At 66.0% G+C, this 16,554-nt stretch carries 14 protein-coding genes, 1 tRNA gene and 1 pseudogene; 6 read left to right on the top strand and 10 right to left on the bottom strand.

All coding sequences use genetic code 11. The features are described from left to right. Window positions 1–6: 6 nt before the first annotated feature. Both QKY98_RS17075 and QKY98_RS17070 read right to left on the bottom strand, forming a co-directional pair. Window positions 7–1,029: a glycosyltransferase gene (locus tag QKY98_RS17075; protein WP_027598048.1), complete on the bottom strand. Its 1,023-nt coding sequence runs from the start codon at window positions 1,027–1,029 to the stop codon at window positions 7–9. A 245-nt stretch (window positions 1,030–1,274) separates the two neighbouring features. Further along, window positions 1,275–1,351 (bottom strand) — tRNA-Arg (locus tag QKY98_RS17070). 259 nt (window positions 1,352–1,610) lie between these two features. On the opposite strand from QKY98_RS17070, the gene QKY98_RS17065 reads away from it, so the two are divergent. Further along, entirely contained in the window at window positions 1,611–1,925 is a 315-nt protein-coding gene (locus tag QKY98_RS17065) for an Arc family DNA-binding protein (RefSeq protein ID WP_007160462.1), read from the top strand. A gap of 51 nt (window positions 1,926–1,976) precedes the next feature. Here the strand turns inward: QKY98_RS17065 and mgtE are convergent, their stop codons facing one another. Continuing rightward, window positions 1,977–3,422, bottom strand: coding sequence for a magnesium transporter (gene mgtE / locus QKY98_RS17060; protein WP_186354089.1), 1,446 nt, complete (start codon window positions 3,420–3,422; stop codon window positions 1,977–1,979). 288 nt (window positions 3,423–3,710) lie between these two features. On the opposite strand from mgtE, the gene QKY98_RS17055 reads away from it, so the two are divergent. Then, a complete protein-coding gene (locus QKY98_RS17055; protein ID WP_027601632.1) occupies window positions 3,711–4,187 on the top strand; it encodes a DUF4124 domain-containing protein in 477 nt (158 codons plus the stop codon). Window positions 4,188–4,211: 24 nt separating this feature from the next. On the opposite strand, the gene pheA is transcribed toward QKY98_RS17055, so the two are convergent. From pheA to mtnA, 4 genes are all read right to left on the bottom strand, one after another. Continuing rightward, the gene (gene pheA, locus QKY98_RS17050) at window positions 4,212–5,306 is read right to left on the bottom strand and encodes a prephenate dehydratase (protein WP_027598051.1); all 1,095 of its coding nucleotides are present in this window, start codon (window positions 5,304–5,306) and stop codon (window positions 4,212–4,214) included. Between the two features lie 2 nt (window positions 5,307–5,308). Continuing rightward, window positions 5,309–6,394: a 3-phosphoserine/phosphohydroxythreonine transaminase gene (gene serC, locus QKY98_RS17045; protein ID WP_044340945.1), complete on the bottom strand. Its 1,086-nt coding sequence runs from the start codon at window positions 6,392–6,394 to the stop codon at window positions 5,309–5,311. Then, window positions 6,394–9,225, bottom strand: a complete 2,832-nt coding sequence (gene gyrA, locus QKY98_RS17040; protein WP_284671304.1) for a DNA gyrase subunit A — start codon at window positions 9,223–9,225, stop codon at window positions 6,394–6,396. The genes serC and gyrA overlap by 1 nt, the downstream gene beginning before the upstream one ends. A 232-nt stretch (window positions 9,226–9,457) precedes the next feature. After that, complete coding sequence (mtnA, locus tag QKY98_RS17035; RefSeq protein ID WP_007160468.1) at window positions 9,458–10,531, bottom strand: S-methyl-5-thioribose-1-phosphate isomerase; 1,074 nt, start codon at window positions 10,529–10,531, stop codon at window positions 9,458–9,460. 118 nt (window positions 10,532–10,649) lie between these two features. Here mtnA and QKY98_RS17030 point away from each other — a divergent pair, with 118 nt between their 5' ends. Genes QKY98_RS17030 through QKY98_RS17015 form a run of 4 tightly spaced genes read left to right on the top strand, consistent with a single transcriptional unit; the run spans window position 10,650 to window position 14,124 of the window. Then, window positions 10,650–11,975, top strand: a complete 1,326-nt coding sequence (locus tag QKY98_RS17030; protein WP_284671303.1) for a TRZ/ATZ family hydrolase — start codon at window positions 10,650–10,652, stop codon at window positions 11,973–11,975. A gap of 32 nt (window positions 11,976–12,007) precedes the next feature. Next, window positions 12,008–12,706 (top strand): bifunctional 2-polyprenyl-6-hydroxyphenol methylase/3-demethylubiquinol 3-O-methyltransferase UbiG, encoded by a 699-nt coding sequence (gene ubiG / locus QKY98_RS17025; RefSeq protein ID WP_007160470.1) that lies wholly within the window; start codon window positions 12,008–12,010, stop codon window positions 12,704–12,706. 3 nt (window positions 12,707–12,709) lie between these two features. Next, the gene (gene mupP, locus QKY98_RS17020; RefSeq protein WP_027598053.1) at window positions 12,710–13,381 is read left to right on the top strand and encodes an N-acetylmuramic acid 6-phosphate phosphatase MupP; all 672 of its coding nucleotides are present in this window, start codon (window positions 12,710–12,712) and stop codon (window positions 13,379–13,381) included. 8 nt (window positions 13,382–13,389) lie between these two features. Beyond that, complete coding sequence (locus QKY98_RS17015) at window positions 13,390–14,124, top strand: YciK family oxidoreductase (RefSeq protein WP_284671302.1); 735 nt, start codon at window positions 13,390–13,392, stop codon at window positions 14,122–14,124. Between the two features lie 9 nt (window positions 14,125–14,133). Here QKY98_RS17015 and QKY98_RS24040 read toward each other — a convergent pair whose 3' ends face one another. The 3 genes and pseudogenes from QKY98_RS24040 to QKY98_RS17005 all read right to left on the bottom strand — a co-directional run bounded on the left by QKY98_RS24040 (window position 14,134) and on the right by QKY98_RS17005 (window position 16,525). Next, window positions 14,134–14,976 (bottom strand): methyl-accepting chemotaxis protein, encoded by an 843-nt coding sequence (locus QKY98_RS24040; RefSeq protein ID WP_371099733.1) that lies wholly within the window; start codon window positions 14,974–14,976, stop codon window positions 14,134–14,136. Window positions 14,977–15,018: 42 nt separating this feature from the next. Continuing rightward, window positions 15,019–15,207: pseudogene (locus tag QKY98_RS24035) on the bottom strand (HAMP domain-containing protein); the annotation flags it as partial. A 1,027-nt stretch (window positions 15,208–16,234) separates the two neighbouring features. Next, window positions 16,235–16,525 carry a hypothetical protein gene (locus QKY98_RS17005; RefSeq protein WP_007160474.1) on the bottom strand — a complete coding sequence of 97 codons (291 nt, stop codon included), beginning with the start codon at window positions 16,523–16,525 and terminating at the stop codon, window positions 16,235–16,237. Window positions 16,526–16,554 lie beyond the last annotated feature (29 nt).

Raw genomic sequence — 16,554 nt, 5'->3', positions numbered from 1 at the left:
TGATCGTCAGGCCATGCCGGATTGAGTGGCCGGCCTTGCGGCATTGCCGCCCTGCACTACTTCGACATTGAGCTTGTCACGGCGCGTCATGACCGCACTCGTGAACTCCTGGGCGACATGATAGAGCGGCCCTTCGTTGACTCTGTGGGTCAACTGCAGGACATATTCGCCGAGCACCAGCAGGACCAGCGAAATGAGAAAGAACATGCCGGACTGCTGTAATGAAATCGTCACCCAACCTGGCGCGACGTCATCCTTGAACAGGCCGATGGCGATGACGTAGATCGAATAGAGCAGATTGGACAGGGCCCCGACGATGGACAGGAAACTGACCATGCGCATGGGCTTGCGGGTGGAGGACACCAGCAGCCGGGCACCGCGATCGAAGCTGCCTGACAACCGCTTGGGCTTGGTGCTGCGCGGCGGCATGCTGTATTCGAGATTGATCCGCGAGAAGCCCGCCGTCGCCGGCAGATGGCGATAGGTCAGCGCCGGCGCGGGGTGGCGCAGGATGTAATTGATGACCTTCTTGCTGAGCATCCGGTACTGAGGCGCATCCTTGGCCAGATCGACGCCGTTGAACTGCTTGTAGAGACTGTTGAAGCCCTTGGAGCAAAGACTGTAGGACAGGGTCTGCCGAACTTTCTGCTGATTGTTGGCGAACACCACGTCGATGCCACCGGCAGCCTGTTGCAACATGTCGGGCAAGAAGGCGATGTCATCGGTTTCCGGATCTATGACGACCGCGAAGTCTCCCAGCGCATTCTCCAGTCCCACCCAGGCGGCGGTATCGGAGTCCACTTCCTTGGTCAGGGCATATACCTGCAGATTGGGCAGGCCATTGATGCTGGTGAGTTGCTTCAATCGAGCTACGCTGTCATCAGAAGAGGCGTTGTCGACAATGATAAGTTCGTAGTCACTTACCAAGGGACCGATAACAGTTGCCGCGCGCTCCAGGACGCTCTGCAACTCGGTAGCCTGATTACGCACAACGAACACGACTGAAAGTAGGACGGGATAAAAGGCCATGACGCGAACCTCCAGAGGCGCTCCAGATACAAGCAATGCAGACGGTTAGCCAACGGAGAGTACAGATAAATTCGGCAGGTTTTTGTCTGCTGCTCTATGCTGTGATCACAGCCACAAATCGCCACTGGAAGAGCTTGGAAGTCGGACAAGGTCGCCGTTTTTGCCCTATCCTCCAAACTGCTGTAACGGTTCGGCAAGGGCAGTTGAAGGCGTCGGATCGCGAGGAGAGGTTCTGGAAAGGAATCTGGTGTCCCAGAGTGGGGTCGAACCACCAACCTTCCCCTTAGGAGGGGGATGCTCTATCCAATTGAGCTACTGGGACAGGAAAGGGCGCTCATGGTAACGAGCAGCGGAAGGTTTGTCATGTTCCGGTTCAGGCAGCGCGACACTGCGCGCGGGGCGGCACAGGCAGGAAGTTCTTCGGCAGCTTTGCAATTTGTTCTGTACGTCGGTAAATTGACGTCAATAAAAACAGATACCTAGGGACAGGTGGTTACAGAGTCCAAGGTGCCGTGAGTGCTAGCGGAACGAGACGAGGGCTTATGCCTTCACTGATTTTTGACTCCAGATGAAGTACCTCAATGACCCAGGCCATTAGATCCTACTCAAGCCGTACCGCTGACAAATTCGTCGTGCGTCTGCCCGAGGGCATGCGAGAGCGCATCGCGGATGTGGCCCGCAACCATCATCGCAGCATGAACTCCGAAATCATCGCGCGTCTCGAGCAGAGCTTGCAGCAAGAGGGCGCCCTTGGGGACGAACCCGGGCTTCGCCTGGACAGTCCGGAGATCACCGCCAGCGAGCGGGAGTTGCTGCAGCGCTTTCGGCAACTGTCGGGTCGCCAGCAGAACGCCCTGATCTCGCTGATCGCCCACGACATCGACGCCGCATCCTGACGGCGCCAGGGCTGCCCGGCGCCTGGGCAGCCCGTTGCACCCTGCCCTGCCCTACATCAGGAACAGGGTGGCGAGTCCCAAGAAGATGAAGAAGCCGCCGCTGTCGGTTACCGCGGTGATCAGGACGCTCGACCCCATGGCCGGGTCGCGACCGAAGCGCTGCAGGGTCATGGGAATCAGCACGCCCATGAACGCCGCCAGCAGCAGATTTAGGGTCATGGCCCCCATCATCACCAGGCCCAGGGACCAGCTGCTGTAGAGATAGAAGGCCACCAGCCCGATCACCCCACCCCAGATGACGCCATTGCACAGGGCGACGCCCATCTCCTTGCGCAGCAGGCGCGCGGTGCTGGTCACACTGATCTGCCCCAGCGCCATGGCGCGCACGATCATGGTGATGGCCTGGTTGCCCGAGTTGCCGCCAATGCCGGCGACGATGGGCATGAGCGCGGCCAGGGCCACCAGTTTCTCGATCGAGCCCTCGAACAGGCCGATGACCCGCGAGGCGATAAAAGCCGTGATGAGGTTGGTGGCCAGCCAGGTCCAGCGGTTGCCCACCGATTTCCACACCGAGGCGAAGACGTCTTCGTCTTCGCGCAGACCGGCCATGTTGAGGACTTCGCTTTCGCTTTCCTCGCGGATCAGGTCGACCATCTCGTCGATGGTGAGACGGCCGATCAGCTTGCCGTTCTTGTCCACCACCGGCGCCGAAACCAGGTCGTAGCGTTCGAACGCCTGGGCCGCGTCATAGGCGTCGCCGTCCGGATGGAAGGCCACCGCCTCCTTCGCCATGACTTCGACCACCAGCTTTTCCGGATCGTTGACCAGCAGTCGCTTGATCGGCAGCACCCCCTTGAGGATGCTGTCGTTGTCGACCACGAACAGCTTGTCGGTGTGGTCGGGCAGCTCTTTCAGCCGGCGAAGATAACGCAGCACCACTTCCAGGGCGACGTCATCGCGGATGGTCACCATCTCGAAGTCCATCAGCGCGCCCACCTGGTCCTCTTCGTAGGACAGGGCGGAGCGCACCCGCTCGCGCTGCTGGGCGTCGAGGGCCTCCATCAGTTCATGGACGACGTCGCGCGGCAGGTCCGGCGCCAGGTCGGCGAGTTCGTCGGCGTCGAGCTGACCGGCCACCGCAAGGATTTCCTGATCGTCCATGTCGGCGATCAGCGTCTCGCGGACGGCGTCCGAGACCTCCAGCAGGATCTCGCCGTCACGCTCGGTCTTGACCAGCCCCCAGACGGTCAGGCGGTCTTCCTGCGGCAGGGCTTCGAGGATGAAGGCGACGTCGGCCGGGTGCAGCTCGTCCAGCCGGGCACGCAGCTCTTCGAGGCCCTCTTCGGGGATATCGGCGGGGGATACGGGGGCGCGATCGTGGTCTTCACGCGCCTCGACGGCGAGGTCGTAGCGCTCCAGCAACTCGACGACCTGGGCGAGACGCTCCTGCAGCGTCTCGTGGGGCTTTCTGATTTCTGCTTCGTTCACTACGGTCATAGCGCACTCCGGCCCGCCGGCGGAGCGCACCGACGAACCCTATCTCAACAACGGGACGAAAAAGGCGATTGAGTGTTGACTGGGTAAGTCCATAAGGGGGGATGACCACTGCCCCGGCGGGGCTGACGGCGGGGATGATACACCGGACCGGTTACGGGTGCGAACGCAAAAGGTTTTCAAAACAGCTATTTGCAAGGGCTCTGGGCCGGTATCGAAGCCGCGCTTGCAACGCTCGTCCCGCGGTCGTTAACCCGCTAAGCTTGAGCGCTACGTCAAGGAGGACGTCCCATGAAGAAGCTCGTCGTGCTCGGCCTGTTGCTGGGCTGCGCCTCTGCCCAGGCGGCCACGGTCTATCGTTGCGAAGATGCCGCCGGCCACCTCACCTTTTCCACCAGCGGCTGTGCTTCGGACAGCGACAGCCGCCTGCAACGCGCGGACAATCCCCGCCCGGGCGGCGCCAGGCCCACGCTGATGGCGAAACCCAAGGCCCCTCCGCGCAAGGAGGCGCAACGCCCACCAACAGTGGTGGCAGCCAGAACGGATGGGTGCGGTGATCTGCTCAGCCCCAGCGAAAGGCGGCAGGCGATCATCCGGGGACAGGTCAGGGTCGGCATGAGCCGGGCGGACGTGGAGAACGCCCTGGGACCACCGCAGCGGATCTCCCAGCTGGACGCCCTGACTCGCTATCACTACGAGGCGCGCCAGCGCAAGGAACGCTCGCGCCTGGTGACCTTCGACGACCAGGGTTGCGTGCGTCGACGCTGACGCCCGCAACCGGCCGGCGCCGCGTCAGAGCACGGCGCGGGGGTAGGAGCCGAGGACCTTGAGCGCCACGGCGCTGGTGGACAGGCGCTCCAGCACATCGCGGATCAGCGGATCGGCCTGGTGGCCGAGGAAATCGATGAAGAAGACATAGGTCCACTTGCCGCTGCGCGAGGGCCGCGTCTCGATCCGGCTGAGATCGATGTTGTTGGTATGGAACGGCAGCAGCAGCTCGTGCAGGGCACCCGGCTTGTTCTGCATGGAGACGATGATGGAGGTCTTGTCGTCGCCACTGGGCGGCACCTCCTGGTTGCCGATGATGAGGAAGCGCGTGGAGTTGTCCGGGCGATCCTCGATCTTCTGCTGCACCGGGGTCAGGCCATAGAGCGAGGCCGCCATGTCACCGGCGATGGCCGCGCTGTTCCACTCCCCCTTCACCCGCCGCGCCGCTTCGGCATTGCTGGCCACCGCCACCCGCTCGACGCTGGGGTAGTAGGAGTCCAGCCACTTGCGGCACTGGGCCAGCGACTGGGCGTGGGAATAGATGCGGGTGATGCTGTCGGCCTTGGTGTTCTCGCCGATCAGCAGGTGGTGGTGGATGCGCAGCTCCACCTCGCCGCAGATCGAGAGGTTGTGCTCGAGGAAGCTGTCCAGGGTGTGGTTGACCGCCCCTTCGGTGGAGTTCTCCACCGGCACCACGCCGAAGTTGGAGGCGCCGGCGGCGACCTCGCGGAAGACCTCGTCGATGGCCGCCATGGGCCGGGTCACCACGGCCTTGCCGAAGTGCTTGAGCGCCGCGGCCTGGGAGAAGGTACCTTCCGGGCCGAGGTAGGCCACGTGCAACGGCTCTTCCAGGGCCAGGCAGCAGGACATGATCTCGCGGAACAGTCGCGCCATGTCTTCGTCACGGACCGGACCGCCGTTACGCTCCATCACCCGCTTGAGCACCTGGGCCTCGCGCTCGGGCCGGTAGAACACGGGCTTTTCGCCCTCCGCCAGCGTTCCCATCTTGACCCTGGCCACGTCCTGGGCGCAGCGGGCACGTTCGCTGATCAGCTCCTGGATGCGTTCGTCCAGACTGTCGATACGCAGGCGCAGGGCCTTGAGCTCGTGTTCGGACATGATCAGCCGTGCTCCTTCTCGAATTCGGCCAGATAGGTCACCAGCGCCTGGACGGCTTCCAGGGTCACGGCGTTATAGATGGAGGCGCGCATGCCCCCCACCGAACGATGGCCCTGCAGATACAGCAGGCCGCGCGCTTCGGCGCCCTCGAGGAAGGCCTTGTCGAGGCGCTCGTCCGCCAGGCGGAAGGGCACGTTCATCCAGGAGCGGTCGTTCTTGGCGATGGGGTTGCTGTAGAAGTCGCTGGCGTCGATGAAGCCGTACAGCAGCTCCTTCTTCTGGCGATTCAGGCGCTCCATGGCGGGCAGACCGCCCTGCTCCTTCAGCCACTTGAACACCAGGCCCGACAGGTACCAGGAGAAGGTGGCCGGAGTGTTGTACATGGAGCCGTTGTCGGCCTCGACCTTGTAGTCGAGCAGCGTCGGGCAGGCGGCGCGGGCGCGACCCAGCAGATCTTCGCGGACGATCACCACCACCAGGCCGCTGGGCCCGATGTTCTTCTGCGCGCCGGCGTAGATCAGCCCGAAACGTGAGACGTCCAGCGGGCGCGAGAGGATGTCGGAAGAGGCATCCGCCACCAGGGGTACGTCACCCACGTCCGGAATCCAGTCGAACTCCAGACCGCCGATGGTTTCGTTGGGGGTGTAGTGGACGTAGGCGGCGTCCTTGGACAGCTGCCATTCGTGCTGCCCCGGAATGGCGAAGTAATCGTAGCCCTTGGAACTGGCGGCGACGTTGACGGTGCCATAGTGCCGCGCCTGCTCGATGGCCTTGCGCGACCAGATGCCGGTGTCGATGTAGTCGGCCTTGCCGCCCTCGGGCATCAAATTCATCGCCAGCTGGGCGAATTGCAGACTAGCGCCGCCCTGGAGGAACAGCACCCTGTAGTTGCTGGGGATGGCCAGCAACTCGCGCAGGTCGGCCTCGGCCTGGTTCGAGATGGCGGTGAAGTCTTCACCGCGGTGGCTCATTTCCATCACCGACAGGCCACGGCCCTGCCAATCCAGCAGATCGGCCTGGGCCTGGCGCAGCACAGCTTCAGGCAGGGCCGCCGGGCCGGCGCAGAAGTTGTAGGCACGCTTGCTCATCACTCGTCATCCTCGTTGGGCAGATCATCGCTCGGCACGTCGCTGGCACCGGGCAGCACATCGTCCTGGTCGGGTTCGTGGCTGTCGACCGGCAATTCCTTGTCGAGCACCTCGTCGTCGAGCTCGGCTTCGTGATCCAGCAGCTCTTCGTCCACCGAAGGCTCCTGCACCCGCTCCAGGCCCACCAGCTTCTCGCCCTTGCCGAGCTTGATGAGGGTGACGCCCTGAGTGTTGCGGCCGGTACGGGAGATGCCCTCGACCGGCGTCCGCACCAGGGTGCCCTGGTCGGAGATCAGCATGATCTCCTCGCCGTCCAGCACCTGGATGGCGCCGATCAGGGGGCCGTTGCGCTCGTTGATGACCATGGCGATCACGCCCTGGCCGCCACGACCACGCTGCGGGTATTCGGCCATGGCGGTGCGCTTGCCGAAGCCGTTGAGGCTGGCGGTGAGGATCTCGGCGCCCGGCTCGGGGATCAGCATGGAGATCAGCCGCTGGTTCTCGGCCAGACGCATGCCCCGCACGCCGCGGGCGGTACGGCCCATGGTGCGCACATGGCGTTCCTTGAAGCGGATGACCTTGCCACCGTCGGAGAACAGCATGACCTCGCGGGCCCCATCGGTGATGGCGGCGGCGATCAGGCTGTCGCCCTCTTCCAGCTTTAGCGCGATCAGGCCGTTGCTGCGCGGACGGCTGAACTGCACCAGCGGGGTCTTCTTCACGGTGCCGTTGCGGGTGGCCATGAAGATGTAGGCGCCGGTGGGCTCGTCCTGGTCGGCATCGAGGACTTCGCCCTCTTCGCCTTCGCTTTCGACATCGTCTTCCACCAGCACGGCGTCTTCGATGTCCAGGTTGTCGTCCTGCTCGCCCAGGTCCTCGTCACCGGCCGGCGCCTGCTGACGTATGGCTTCCAGATCGACCGGCAGCATGGCGGTGATGCGCTCGCCTTCGGCCAGCGGCAGCAGGTTGACCAGCGGACGGCCACGGGCAGCGCGGGAGGCCTCGGGGATCTCGTAGGTGCGCTTCCAGTAGACCTTGCCCAGGCTGGAGAACAGCAGCAGGGTGGTATGGCTGTTGGCGACCAGCAGGTGTTCGATGTAGTCCTCTTCCTTGACCGCCGAGGCCGAGCGGCCGCGACCGCCCCGGCGCTGGGCCTGGTAGGCGTGCAGCGGCTGGGACTTGGCGTAGCCGCCATGGGAGATGGTGACGACGCGGTCTTCCTCGGTGATGAGGTCGGCGATGGTCAGGTCCACCTGGGAGGCGATGATCTCGGTGCGACGCTTGTCGCCGAACTCGGCCTTGACCTTTTCCAGCTCCTCGCGGATGACTTCCATCAGCCGCTCAGGGTTGGTCAGGATGCGGATCAGCTCGCCGATCTGCAGCAGGATCTCCTGGTACTCGGCGATGAGCTTTTCGTGCTCCAGGCCGGTCAGGCGGTGCAGACGCAGATCCAGGATGGCCTGGGCCTGCTCGGGCGAGAGGTAATACTTGCCCTCGTGCAGGCCGTACTGCTCGGGCAGGTCGTCCGGACGGCAGGAATCGGCGCCGGCGCGCTCGACCATCTCGCGTACCGCGCTGGATTCCCAGGGCGTGGCGATCAGGCGTTCCTTGGCTTCGGCCGGGGTCGGCGAGCTCTTGATCAGCTCGATGACCGGATCGATGTTGGACAGGGCGACCGCCTGGCCTTCGAGGATGTGGCCACGCTCACGCGCCTTGCGCAGTTCGTAGACGGTGCGCCGGGTCACCACTTCGCGACGGTGGCGAATGAAGGCTTCCAGCAGTTCCTTGAGGTTCAGGGTCCGCGGCTGGCCGTCGAGCAGGGCCACCACGTTGATGCCGAACACCGTCTGCAGCTGGGTCTGGGCGTAGAGGTTGTTGAGCACCACCTCGGGGGTTTCGCCGCGACGCAGCTCGATGACCACGCGCATGCCGTCCTTGTCGGACTCGTCGCGCAGCTCGGTGATGCCTTCGATCTTCTTCTCTTTCACCAGCTCGGCGATCTTCTCGATCAGCCGTGCCTTGTTGAGCTGGTAGGGCAGCTCGGTGATGACGATCTGCTGGCGATTGGCGCTCTTGTCGATGTCCTCGACTTCGGCGCGGGCCCGCACATAGATGCGGCCACGACCGGTGCGATAGGCCTCGATGATACCGGCGCGACCGTTGATGATGCCCGCGGTCGGGAAGTCCGGACCGGGGATGTACTGCATCAGGTCGTCGACGGTCAGCTCGCTGTTCTCGATCAGCGCCAGGCAGCCATCGATGACCTCGCCGAGGTTGTGCGGCGGGATGTTGGTGGCCATGCCGACCGCGATGCCGCTGGAGCCGTTGACCAGCAGGTTGGGGATGCGCGTGGGCATCACCGCCGGGATCTGCTCGGTGCCGTCGTAGTTGGGCACCCAGTCGACGGTTTCCTTGTCCAGGTCGGCCAGCAGTTCGTGGGCGAGCTTGGACATCCGCACTTCGGTGTATCGCATGGCCGCGGCGTTGTCGCCGTCGACCGACCCGAAGTTGCCCTGGCCATCCACCAGCATGTAGCGCAGCGAGAAGGGCTGGGCCATCCGCACGATGGTGTCGTAGACGGCGGTGTCGCCGTGGGGGTGGTACTTACCGATGACGTCACCCACCACACGGGCGGATTTCTTGTACGGCTTGTTCCAGTCGTTGCCCAGCTCGCTCATGGCGTAGAGCACGCGCCGGTGCACCGGCTTGAGGCCGTCGCGCACATCCGGCAGGGCCCGGCCGACGATGACGCTCATCGCGTAGTCGAGATACGACTGCCGCAATTCGTCTTCGATATTGACCGGGAGGATTTCTTTGGCCAGTTCACCCATGAGAAGCCTGGTTCCTTCTGATCTGAAAAGCGCTAGGGCTCGTCCGCATGTCGGCCGAGCCTGATATAGGAGAGGCGAAAGCCCGTCTGGCGGCGCCTGCCACCGGCGGCGCGAAGGCGCTCCAGCCGGTTTTCAGCACTGCATCGCCGCCTGCCGAGGGCTTTCGAACAAAGCCTGTGCAAAGAGCGAAATTCTAACACATTCAGGGATGTATCCGCCCCTGGCGATCACCTCAATGCAGGCGGCGCCGATTCATCAGCTCGGCCATCTTCTTGGCGTCCGGACGCTCCACCACCCCGCGCTCGGTGACGATGGCGTCGATGAGATCGGCCGGGGTCACGTCGAACACCGGATTGAAGGCCTCGACCTCGGCGGCGATGCGCTGGCCACCGGCTTCCAGCAACTCGTGACCGGCGCGCTCCTCGATGGGGATGTCGTCACCGGACGCCAGATTCATGTCGATGGTGGAGCTGGGCGCCACCACCATGAAGCGCACGCCGTGGTGCATGGCGATGACCGCCAGGTTGTAGGTGCCGATCTTGTTGGCCACGTCGCCGTTGGCGGTGATCCGATCGGCGCCGACGATCACCCAGGCGACGTTGCGCGTCTTCATCAGGTGCGCCGCGGCGGCATCGGCGTTGAGGCTGACCGGGATGCCCTCGCCGGCCAGCTCCCAGGCGGTTAGCCGCGAGCCCTGCAGCCAGGGGCGGGTCTCGTCGGCGTGGACGCATTCCACCAGGCCGTCCAGGTGCGCGGCGCGCAGGACGCCCAGGGCGGTGCCGAAACCACCGGTGGCCAGGGCGCCGGTGTTGCAGTGGGTAAGGAAGGTCTGCTTGCTGGCGTCGTGCTTGCGGATCAGCTCGACGCCCAGCTGGGCCATGGTCAGGTTGGCCTCGCGATCGCTCAGGTGGATGGCCACCGCCTCGGCTTCCAGCGCCGCCAGGGCGCCCTCCCCGGCCATGCGCGTCAGGCGCTCGCGCATCCGGTTGAGCGCCCAGAACAGATTGACGGCGGTGGGACGCGACGCGGCCAGCAGTTCGAAGTCGGCACTGACGGTGGCTTGCCAGTCCTCACCCGCCGCGGCACGTTGCCGGGCACCCAGCACCACGCCATAGGCGGCGCTGATGCCGATGGCCGGCGCGCCGCGTACCAGCATGTCGCGGATGGCCTGAGCCACCTCGGCGGCGCTGTGACAGGCGACCCAGTGTTCGCGCAGCGGCAACAGGCGCTGGTCGAGCAGGTGCAGGGCACCGTCCCGCCATTCGATCGCCTTGATCTTTTCCGCCGCCAGCAGACGCTCTCGCATGATCTCTCCTCGACCTGAATCTGTAGCCCGCCAGTATACCGGCATCGGCGTGCGGATTTAGCGGTAGCGCCGCAAGGACCGCTATACTGCCGGCTCGCCCCTCTTGGAACCGCCACCGATGCCCACCCCCGCGCCCCTGGACCTCTTGTTGCTCCCCAGCTGGATCGTGCCGGTGGAGCCTGCCGGAGTAGTCCTGCGCGATTACGCCCTGGGCGTGCGCGACGGCTGCATCGCCCTGCTCGCGCCGCGTAGCGAGGCCCTGCGTCAGCCGGCCAAGGAGACCCTGGAGCTGCCGGGCAAGGTGCTGATCCCCGGGCTGATCAACGCCCATGGTCACGCCGCCATGACCCTGTTTCGCGGCATGGCCGACGACCTGCCGCTGCAGACCTGGCTGCAGGATCATATCTGGCCCGCCGAAGGGCGCTGGGTCGACGAGGACTTCGTCCGCGACGGCACCACCCTGGCCATCGCCGAGCAGATCCGTGGCGGCATCACCTGCTTCTCGGACATGTACTTCTATCCCCAGGTGGCCTGCGAGGCGATCCATCGCACCGGGGTGCGCGCCCAGGTCTGCCTGCCGATCCTCGACTTCCCCATTCCCGGCGCCCGCACCGCGGACGACATGATCCGCCGTGGCCTGGAACTGTTCGACGACATGAAGCTGCACGAGCGAATCAGCGTGGCCTTCGGCCCCCATGCGCCCTATACCGTGGCCGACGCCAAGCTCGAACAGATCCTGGTCCTGGCCGAGCAACTGCAGGCACCGATCCAGATGCACGTGCACGAGACCGCCTTCGAGGTGGAGCAGGCGCTGCAGCAGACCGGTGAGCGGCCGCTCAGCCGGCTGCGGCGACTGGGCCTGCTCGGGCCGCGCTTCCAGGCGGTGCACATGACCCAGGTGGATGACGAGGATCTGGAAAACCTGGTCGAGACCAACAGCCATGTCATCCACAGTCCCGAATCCAATCTCAAGCTGGCCAACGGCTTCTGCCCGGTGGAACGGCTCTGGCAGGCCGGCGTGAACGTCGCCATCGGCACCGACGGCGCGGCCAGCAACAACGATCTCGATCTGCTCGGCGAGACCCGTACCGCCGCCCTGCTGGCCAAGGCCGTGGCCGGCTCGGCCACCGCCCTGGATGCCCATCGCGCGCTGCGCCTGGCCACCCTGAACGGTGCTCGCGCCTTGGGGCTGGAGCGCTGCCTGGGCTCGCTGGAAGTCGGCAAGGCCGCCGACCTGACCGCCGTCGACCTCAGCGGCCTCGCCCAGCAGCCGCTCTACGACCCCGTTTCGCAACTCATCTATGCCACCGGCCGCGACCGCGTCAGCGAGGTCTGGGTCGGCGGCGTGCCGCTGCTGCGCCAGAGCGAACTCGTGCGCCTGGACGAGGCCGAACTCATAGCCAATGCGCAGCAGTGGGCCACCCGTATCCAGCAGGGCGCCTGACGCGCCCCGCTCCCTTGCCTCTGGAGAACCCCATGTCCAACGTCGATAACGCCGAGATCGCCAAGTTCGAGGCCCTCGCCTACCGCTGGTGGGACCGCGAGAGCGAATTCAAGCCGCTGCACGACATCAATCCGCTGCGCGTCAACTGGATCGACCAGCACGCGGGCCTGGCCGGCAAGAAGGTGCTGGACGTCGGCTGCGGTGGCGGCATCCTCAGCGAGGCCATGGCCCAGCGCGGTGCCCAGGTGACCGGCATCGACATGGCCGAGGCGCCCCTGGCCGTCGCCCGCCTGCACCAGCTGGAATCCGGCGTGCCGGTGGAGTACATCCAGGAGACCACCGAGGACCACGCGCGCAAGCACGCCGGCACCTATGACGTGGTGACCTGCCTGGAGATGCTCGAGCACGTGCCGGATCCCTCCTCGGTGATCAAGGCCTGCCACGACCTGGTCAAGCCGGGCGGCCAGGTGTTCTTTTCCACCATCAACCGCAATCCCAAGGCCTATCTGTTCGCCATCGTCGGTGCCGAATACGTGCTGCGCTTGCTGCCGCGGGGCACCCACGATTTCCGCAAGTTCATCCGCCCCTCGGAACTGGGTGCCTGGGCCCGCGCCGCCGGCCTCAACCTGCGCGACGTCATCGGCCTCACCTACAACCCGCTGACCAAGAGATACAAGCTCGAAGGCGACGTGACGGTGAACTACATGGTGCGCACCCAGCGCGAGGACTAGGCCATGCGTCTGCAAGCGGTCCTCTTCGACATGGATGGCACCCTGCTCGACACGGCGCCGGACTTCATCGCCATCATCCAGGGCATGCGCCAGGACAGGGGCCTCGCGCCCGCCGATGAGGCCCGCCTGCGCGGGGTCATCTCCGGTGGTGCCAAGGCGATGATCCTGGCCGGCTTCGAGATCGACCCCCTGGGCGCCGAACTCGAACCCCTGCGCCTGGAGTTTCTCGAGCGCTACCAGACGCAATGCGCGGTCCACACCCGGCTGTTCGACGGCATGGACGAGATCCTGCGCGATCTCGACGCCGCCCGGTTGCGCTGGGGCGTGGTGACCAACAAGCCGGTGCGCTTCGCCGAGCCGATCATGCAGCGCCTGGGCCTGGCCGAGCGCTCGGCCTGCCTGGTCTGCCCGGACCACGTCACGCACAGCAAGCCGGATCCGGAGATGGTGCTGCTGGCCTGCCGGCAACTGGACGTGGATCCGCAGACCGCCCTATTCATCGGTGACGACCTGCGCGACATCGAATCCGGTCGCGCCGCTGGCAGCAAGACGGTGGCAGCGCGCTACGGCTACATCCATCCGGACGACCGCCCCGAGCACTGGGGCGCCGACGCCATCATCGACCATCCGCTGGAATTGCGCGCCCTGCTCGATCGCGCGCTGTGCGGCTGCTAGAGGTTCAGATGTTCGACTACCAGGCTCCGGCCGAGCTGCTCAAGGACCGCGTCATCCTCGTCACCGGTGCCAATCGCGGCATCGGCGCCGCCCTCGCCAAGGGCTGCGCCGCCCTGGGCGCCAGCGTCATCCTCCAGGGTCGCGATGCCGCGGCGCAGGATCAGGTGTGTCAGGAGATCCTGGCCAGCGGTGGCCAGGCCGAGACCCTGGTGCTGGATCTCGAACAGGCCGATGCGGCCGCCTATGCCGCCGTGGCGGAGCGGCTGAGACAACGTCACGGGCGCCTGGATGGCCTGGTGCACAACGCCGGCCTGCTCGGGCCGCGGGTGCTGCTGGAAGAGACGCCCGCCGCCGCGCTGGCGCAGGTGCTGCAGGTCAATGTCCAGGCCGGCTTCGCCCTGACCCAGGCCCTGCTGCCGCTGCTCAGGGCGGCCGGTGAGGCCTCGCTGATCTTCACGTCCAGCAGTGTCGGTCGCAAGGGTCGGGCCGGCTGGGGCGCCTATTCGGTGTCCAAGTTCGCCACCGAGGGCCTGATGCAGGTCTGGGCCGAGGAGCTGGCCGAGGACGGCATCCGGGTCAACAGCGTCAACCCGGGCGGTACCCGCACCGCCATGCGGGCGGCGGCCTATCCCGAAGAGGACCCGGCCCGGGTGCCCGCGGCGGAGGCCATCCTGCCGGTCTATCTCTATCTGCTCGGTCCGGCCAGCCGGGGCACCACTGGCCAGGCGCTCAACGCCCAGTAGCGAAGTCGATCAGACGTGGAAGCGCTGCACCAGGCGCGCGAGCTCGTCACCCAGTTCGGCCAGCTCGCGGCTGGCTGAGGCCGTGGCCGCCATCGCCTGGCTGGACTGATCGGCGCCGTCGCGAATCCGGGTGACATTGACCGCCACCTCTTCGGCCACCCCGCGCTGCTGCACGGCCGCCGCGGCGATCTGCTGATTCCTCTGCTGGATGCTGGCCACCGCCGTGGCGATACCGGCAAAGGCGCGCCGGGTATCGCCGGCACTGTCCAGGGTGTCGACGAGCAGGGTCTCGCTCTGCTGCATCCGTGCGACCGCTTCGCCGCTGCCCTTCTGCAGCACCACGATGAGCCGTTCGATCTCGACGCTCGACTGCTGGGTACGGCGCGCCAGGGCCCGGACTTCGTCAGCGACCACGGCGAATCCCCGCCCCTGCTCACCGGCGCGCGCCGCCTCGATGGCCGCGTTGAGCGCCAGCAGGTTGGTCTGCTCGGCCACCGCCTTGATCACGTCCAGCACGCTGCTGATCGCCTGGCTGTCGTGGGACACGCCTTCGAGGCGCTCGGCGGCGGACCGGACATCCACCCCCAGGGTCTCGATACCGGCCAGACTGCGGCCGATCACCGCCTGGCCATCGCTGACCTGGCGCTCGGCCTGATCGCCGGCACCGGCGGCGGCCTCGGCATCTGCGGCGACCCCCTGGGCCGTGGCGGCCAGTTCGGCCATGGCCGCGGCCACCTGATCGGTTTCCTCGCGCTGCCGGGTCACGCCCCGCTGCGCCTCGCGGGCCTGTTCGGCCAGGGCGGCGGCGGACTGGCCAAGCCGGCCGATACCGCTCTGCAGCTGCAGGACCATGCCGCGCAGCGCCGCCACCATGCTGGCGCTGGAACGCTGCAACTGGCCGATCTCGTCGCCCCGATCCACCGTCAACTCGACATCCAGCTGGCCCTGGGCGATGCGCTCGGCGGCGGCGATCACCTTGCGCAGCGGCCGGACGATGGCCAGGGTGATGATCAGCGCAGCCAGGGCGCCGACGATCAGCGCCAGCAGGGCCACGCCGCCGATGGTCAGCAGGCGCTTGGTCATCATCGCCTGCAGTTCGGTTTCCTGTTGCCCATAGAGGGCATCGACCCGCTGCACCGCGGTCTCGGCCAGGCTGGTCATCCGCGCACCGGCGGTCTGCTCCTGGGCCAGGGCGGCGGCATATTCGCCGAGGCGGCGGATGAATTCCTTGATGTTGGTGGAGACATCCTGGATGACCGAGGAATAGGCCGGATCGCTCAGTTGCGGCTCGACCTTGGCCAGCAATTCCAGGGCGGCACTGGCCGAGGGCAGCGGCTGGTCGTCCACGGTACTCTTGCCGGCCCGTGCCTGGGCCTCGTCGAGACTCTTGAGCATCAGGCGATAGAGTTCGCCGACCTGCTGCGACAGGGTCAAGAGTTCGGCGCCCTGCTTGCCGCCGGAATCCTTGAGGGCATAGGCGCCGTCATCCAGCAGACCGGACTGGAGGATGTCCAGGCTGTTGGCCGCGCCCTCTACCAGAAAGGCGGCCCCCTCCATGGCCAGACGGCGCGAGGTGTGGAGTCGTTCGAAGTCGGCGAAGGCAGCGCCATAGGCCTGGATGGCCTCACGGGCGGCGCCGAGGTCGACAGCGTTGGCACTGCCCACCTCGGCCTCCAGCTGTCCCAACCGCTCGAGCACTGCCGGCAGGGCCTGCCGCAGGTGCTCGGCCTGGGCGGCCTCGCCACTCAGGCGAAAGCCCTGCTCCAGGGCGCGGACCTGCATCACCTGCCGGTTGATCGCCGCCATGTCGCGCAGGGAGCCGAATCTATGCTCGACATCCTTGAGTGCGAGCCCGCCCTGCAGGGCCAACACCAGGGTCAGCAGCAGCACCAGCCCGAAGCCCACCGCCAGCTTGGTCGCGGTTCGCCAATTGGCCAGGCGATAGCGCGCAATCCCTTTCATACCGCACCCCGACAAAATGAGTTCTACCGACGCTGTCGTCTGCAGAAGCCGATTCTTGAGAGGGTGCGGAGCAAACCGCCACTATCCGTCGCGCGCGGTTATGTCGGCGTCGCTTTGGACGGCGGCCGTTGGCCAGGGGGCCGAGCGATCAGCGACCGGCGCGGGACTCGCGAATGTAGAAGCGCGCCTTTTCGGCGTTCTTCACGCAACCGGTGTAGGCCTCGACCTGCTGCTGCGTCTTGGCGGTGGACAGCAAGGCCAGCGCCTTGGAATAGCTCACCGTGCCGGAAAAGCCTTCGGCCTTGGCCAGGTCGAGTTCCTGCCAGGCGGAACGGGTCTGGGCGGCGCAGCTGTCGCGATTGACCACCTTGCCCGAACAGCCGGCGAGCACCACGGCAGCCAGCGTAGCGGCCAGGACGGGAACCAGTTTCGCTTTCATCTCTCTTTCTCCTTGCACCTGCAACCGGC

This window comes from Pseudomonas sp. HR1 (assembly GCF_030175875.1).
GTDB classification, from domain to species: Bacteria; Pseudomonadota; Gammaproteobacteria; order Pseudomonadales; family Pseudomonadaceae; genus Chryseomonas; species Chryseomonas oryzihabitans.
Note: the sequence above shows the minus strand (reverse complement) of the source record. Positions and strands in the feature narration are given on the sequence as shown.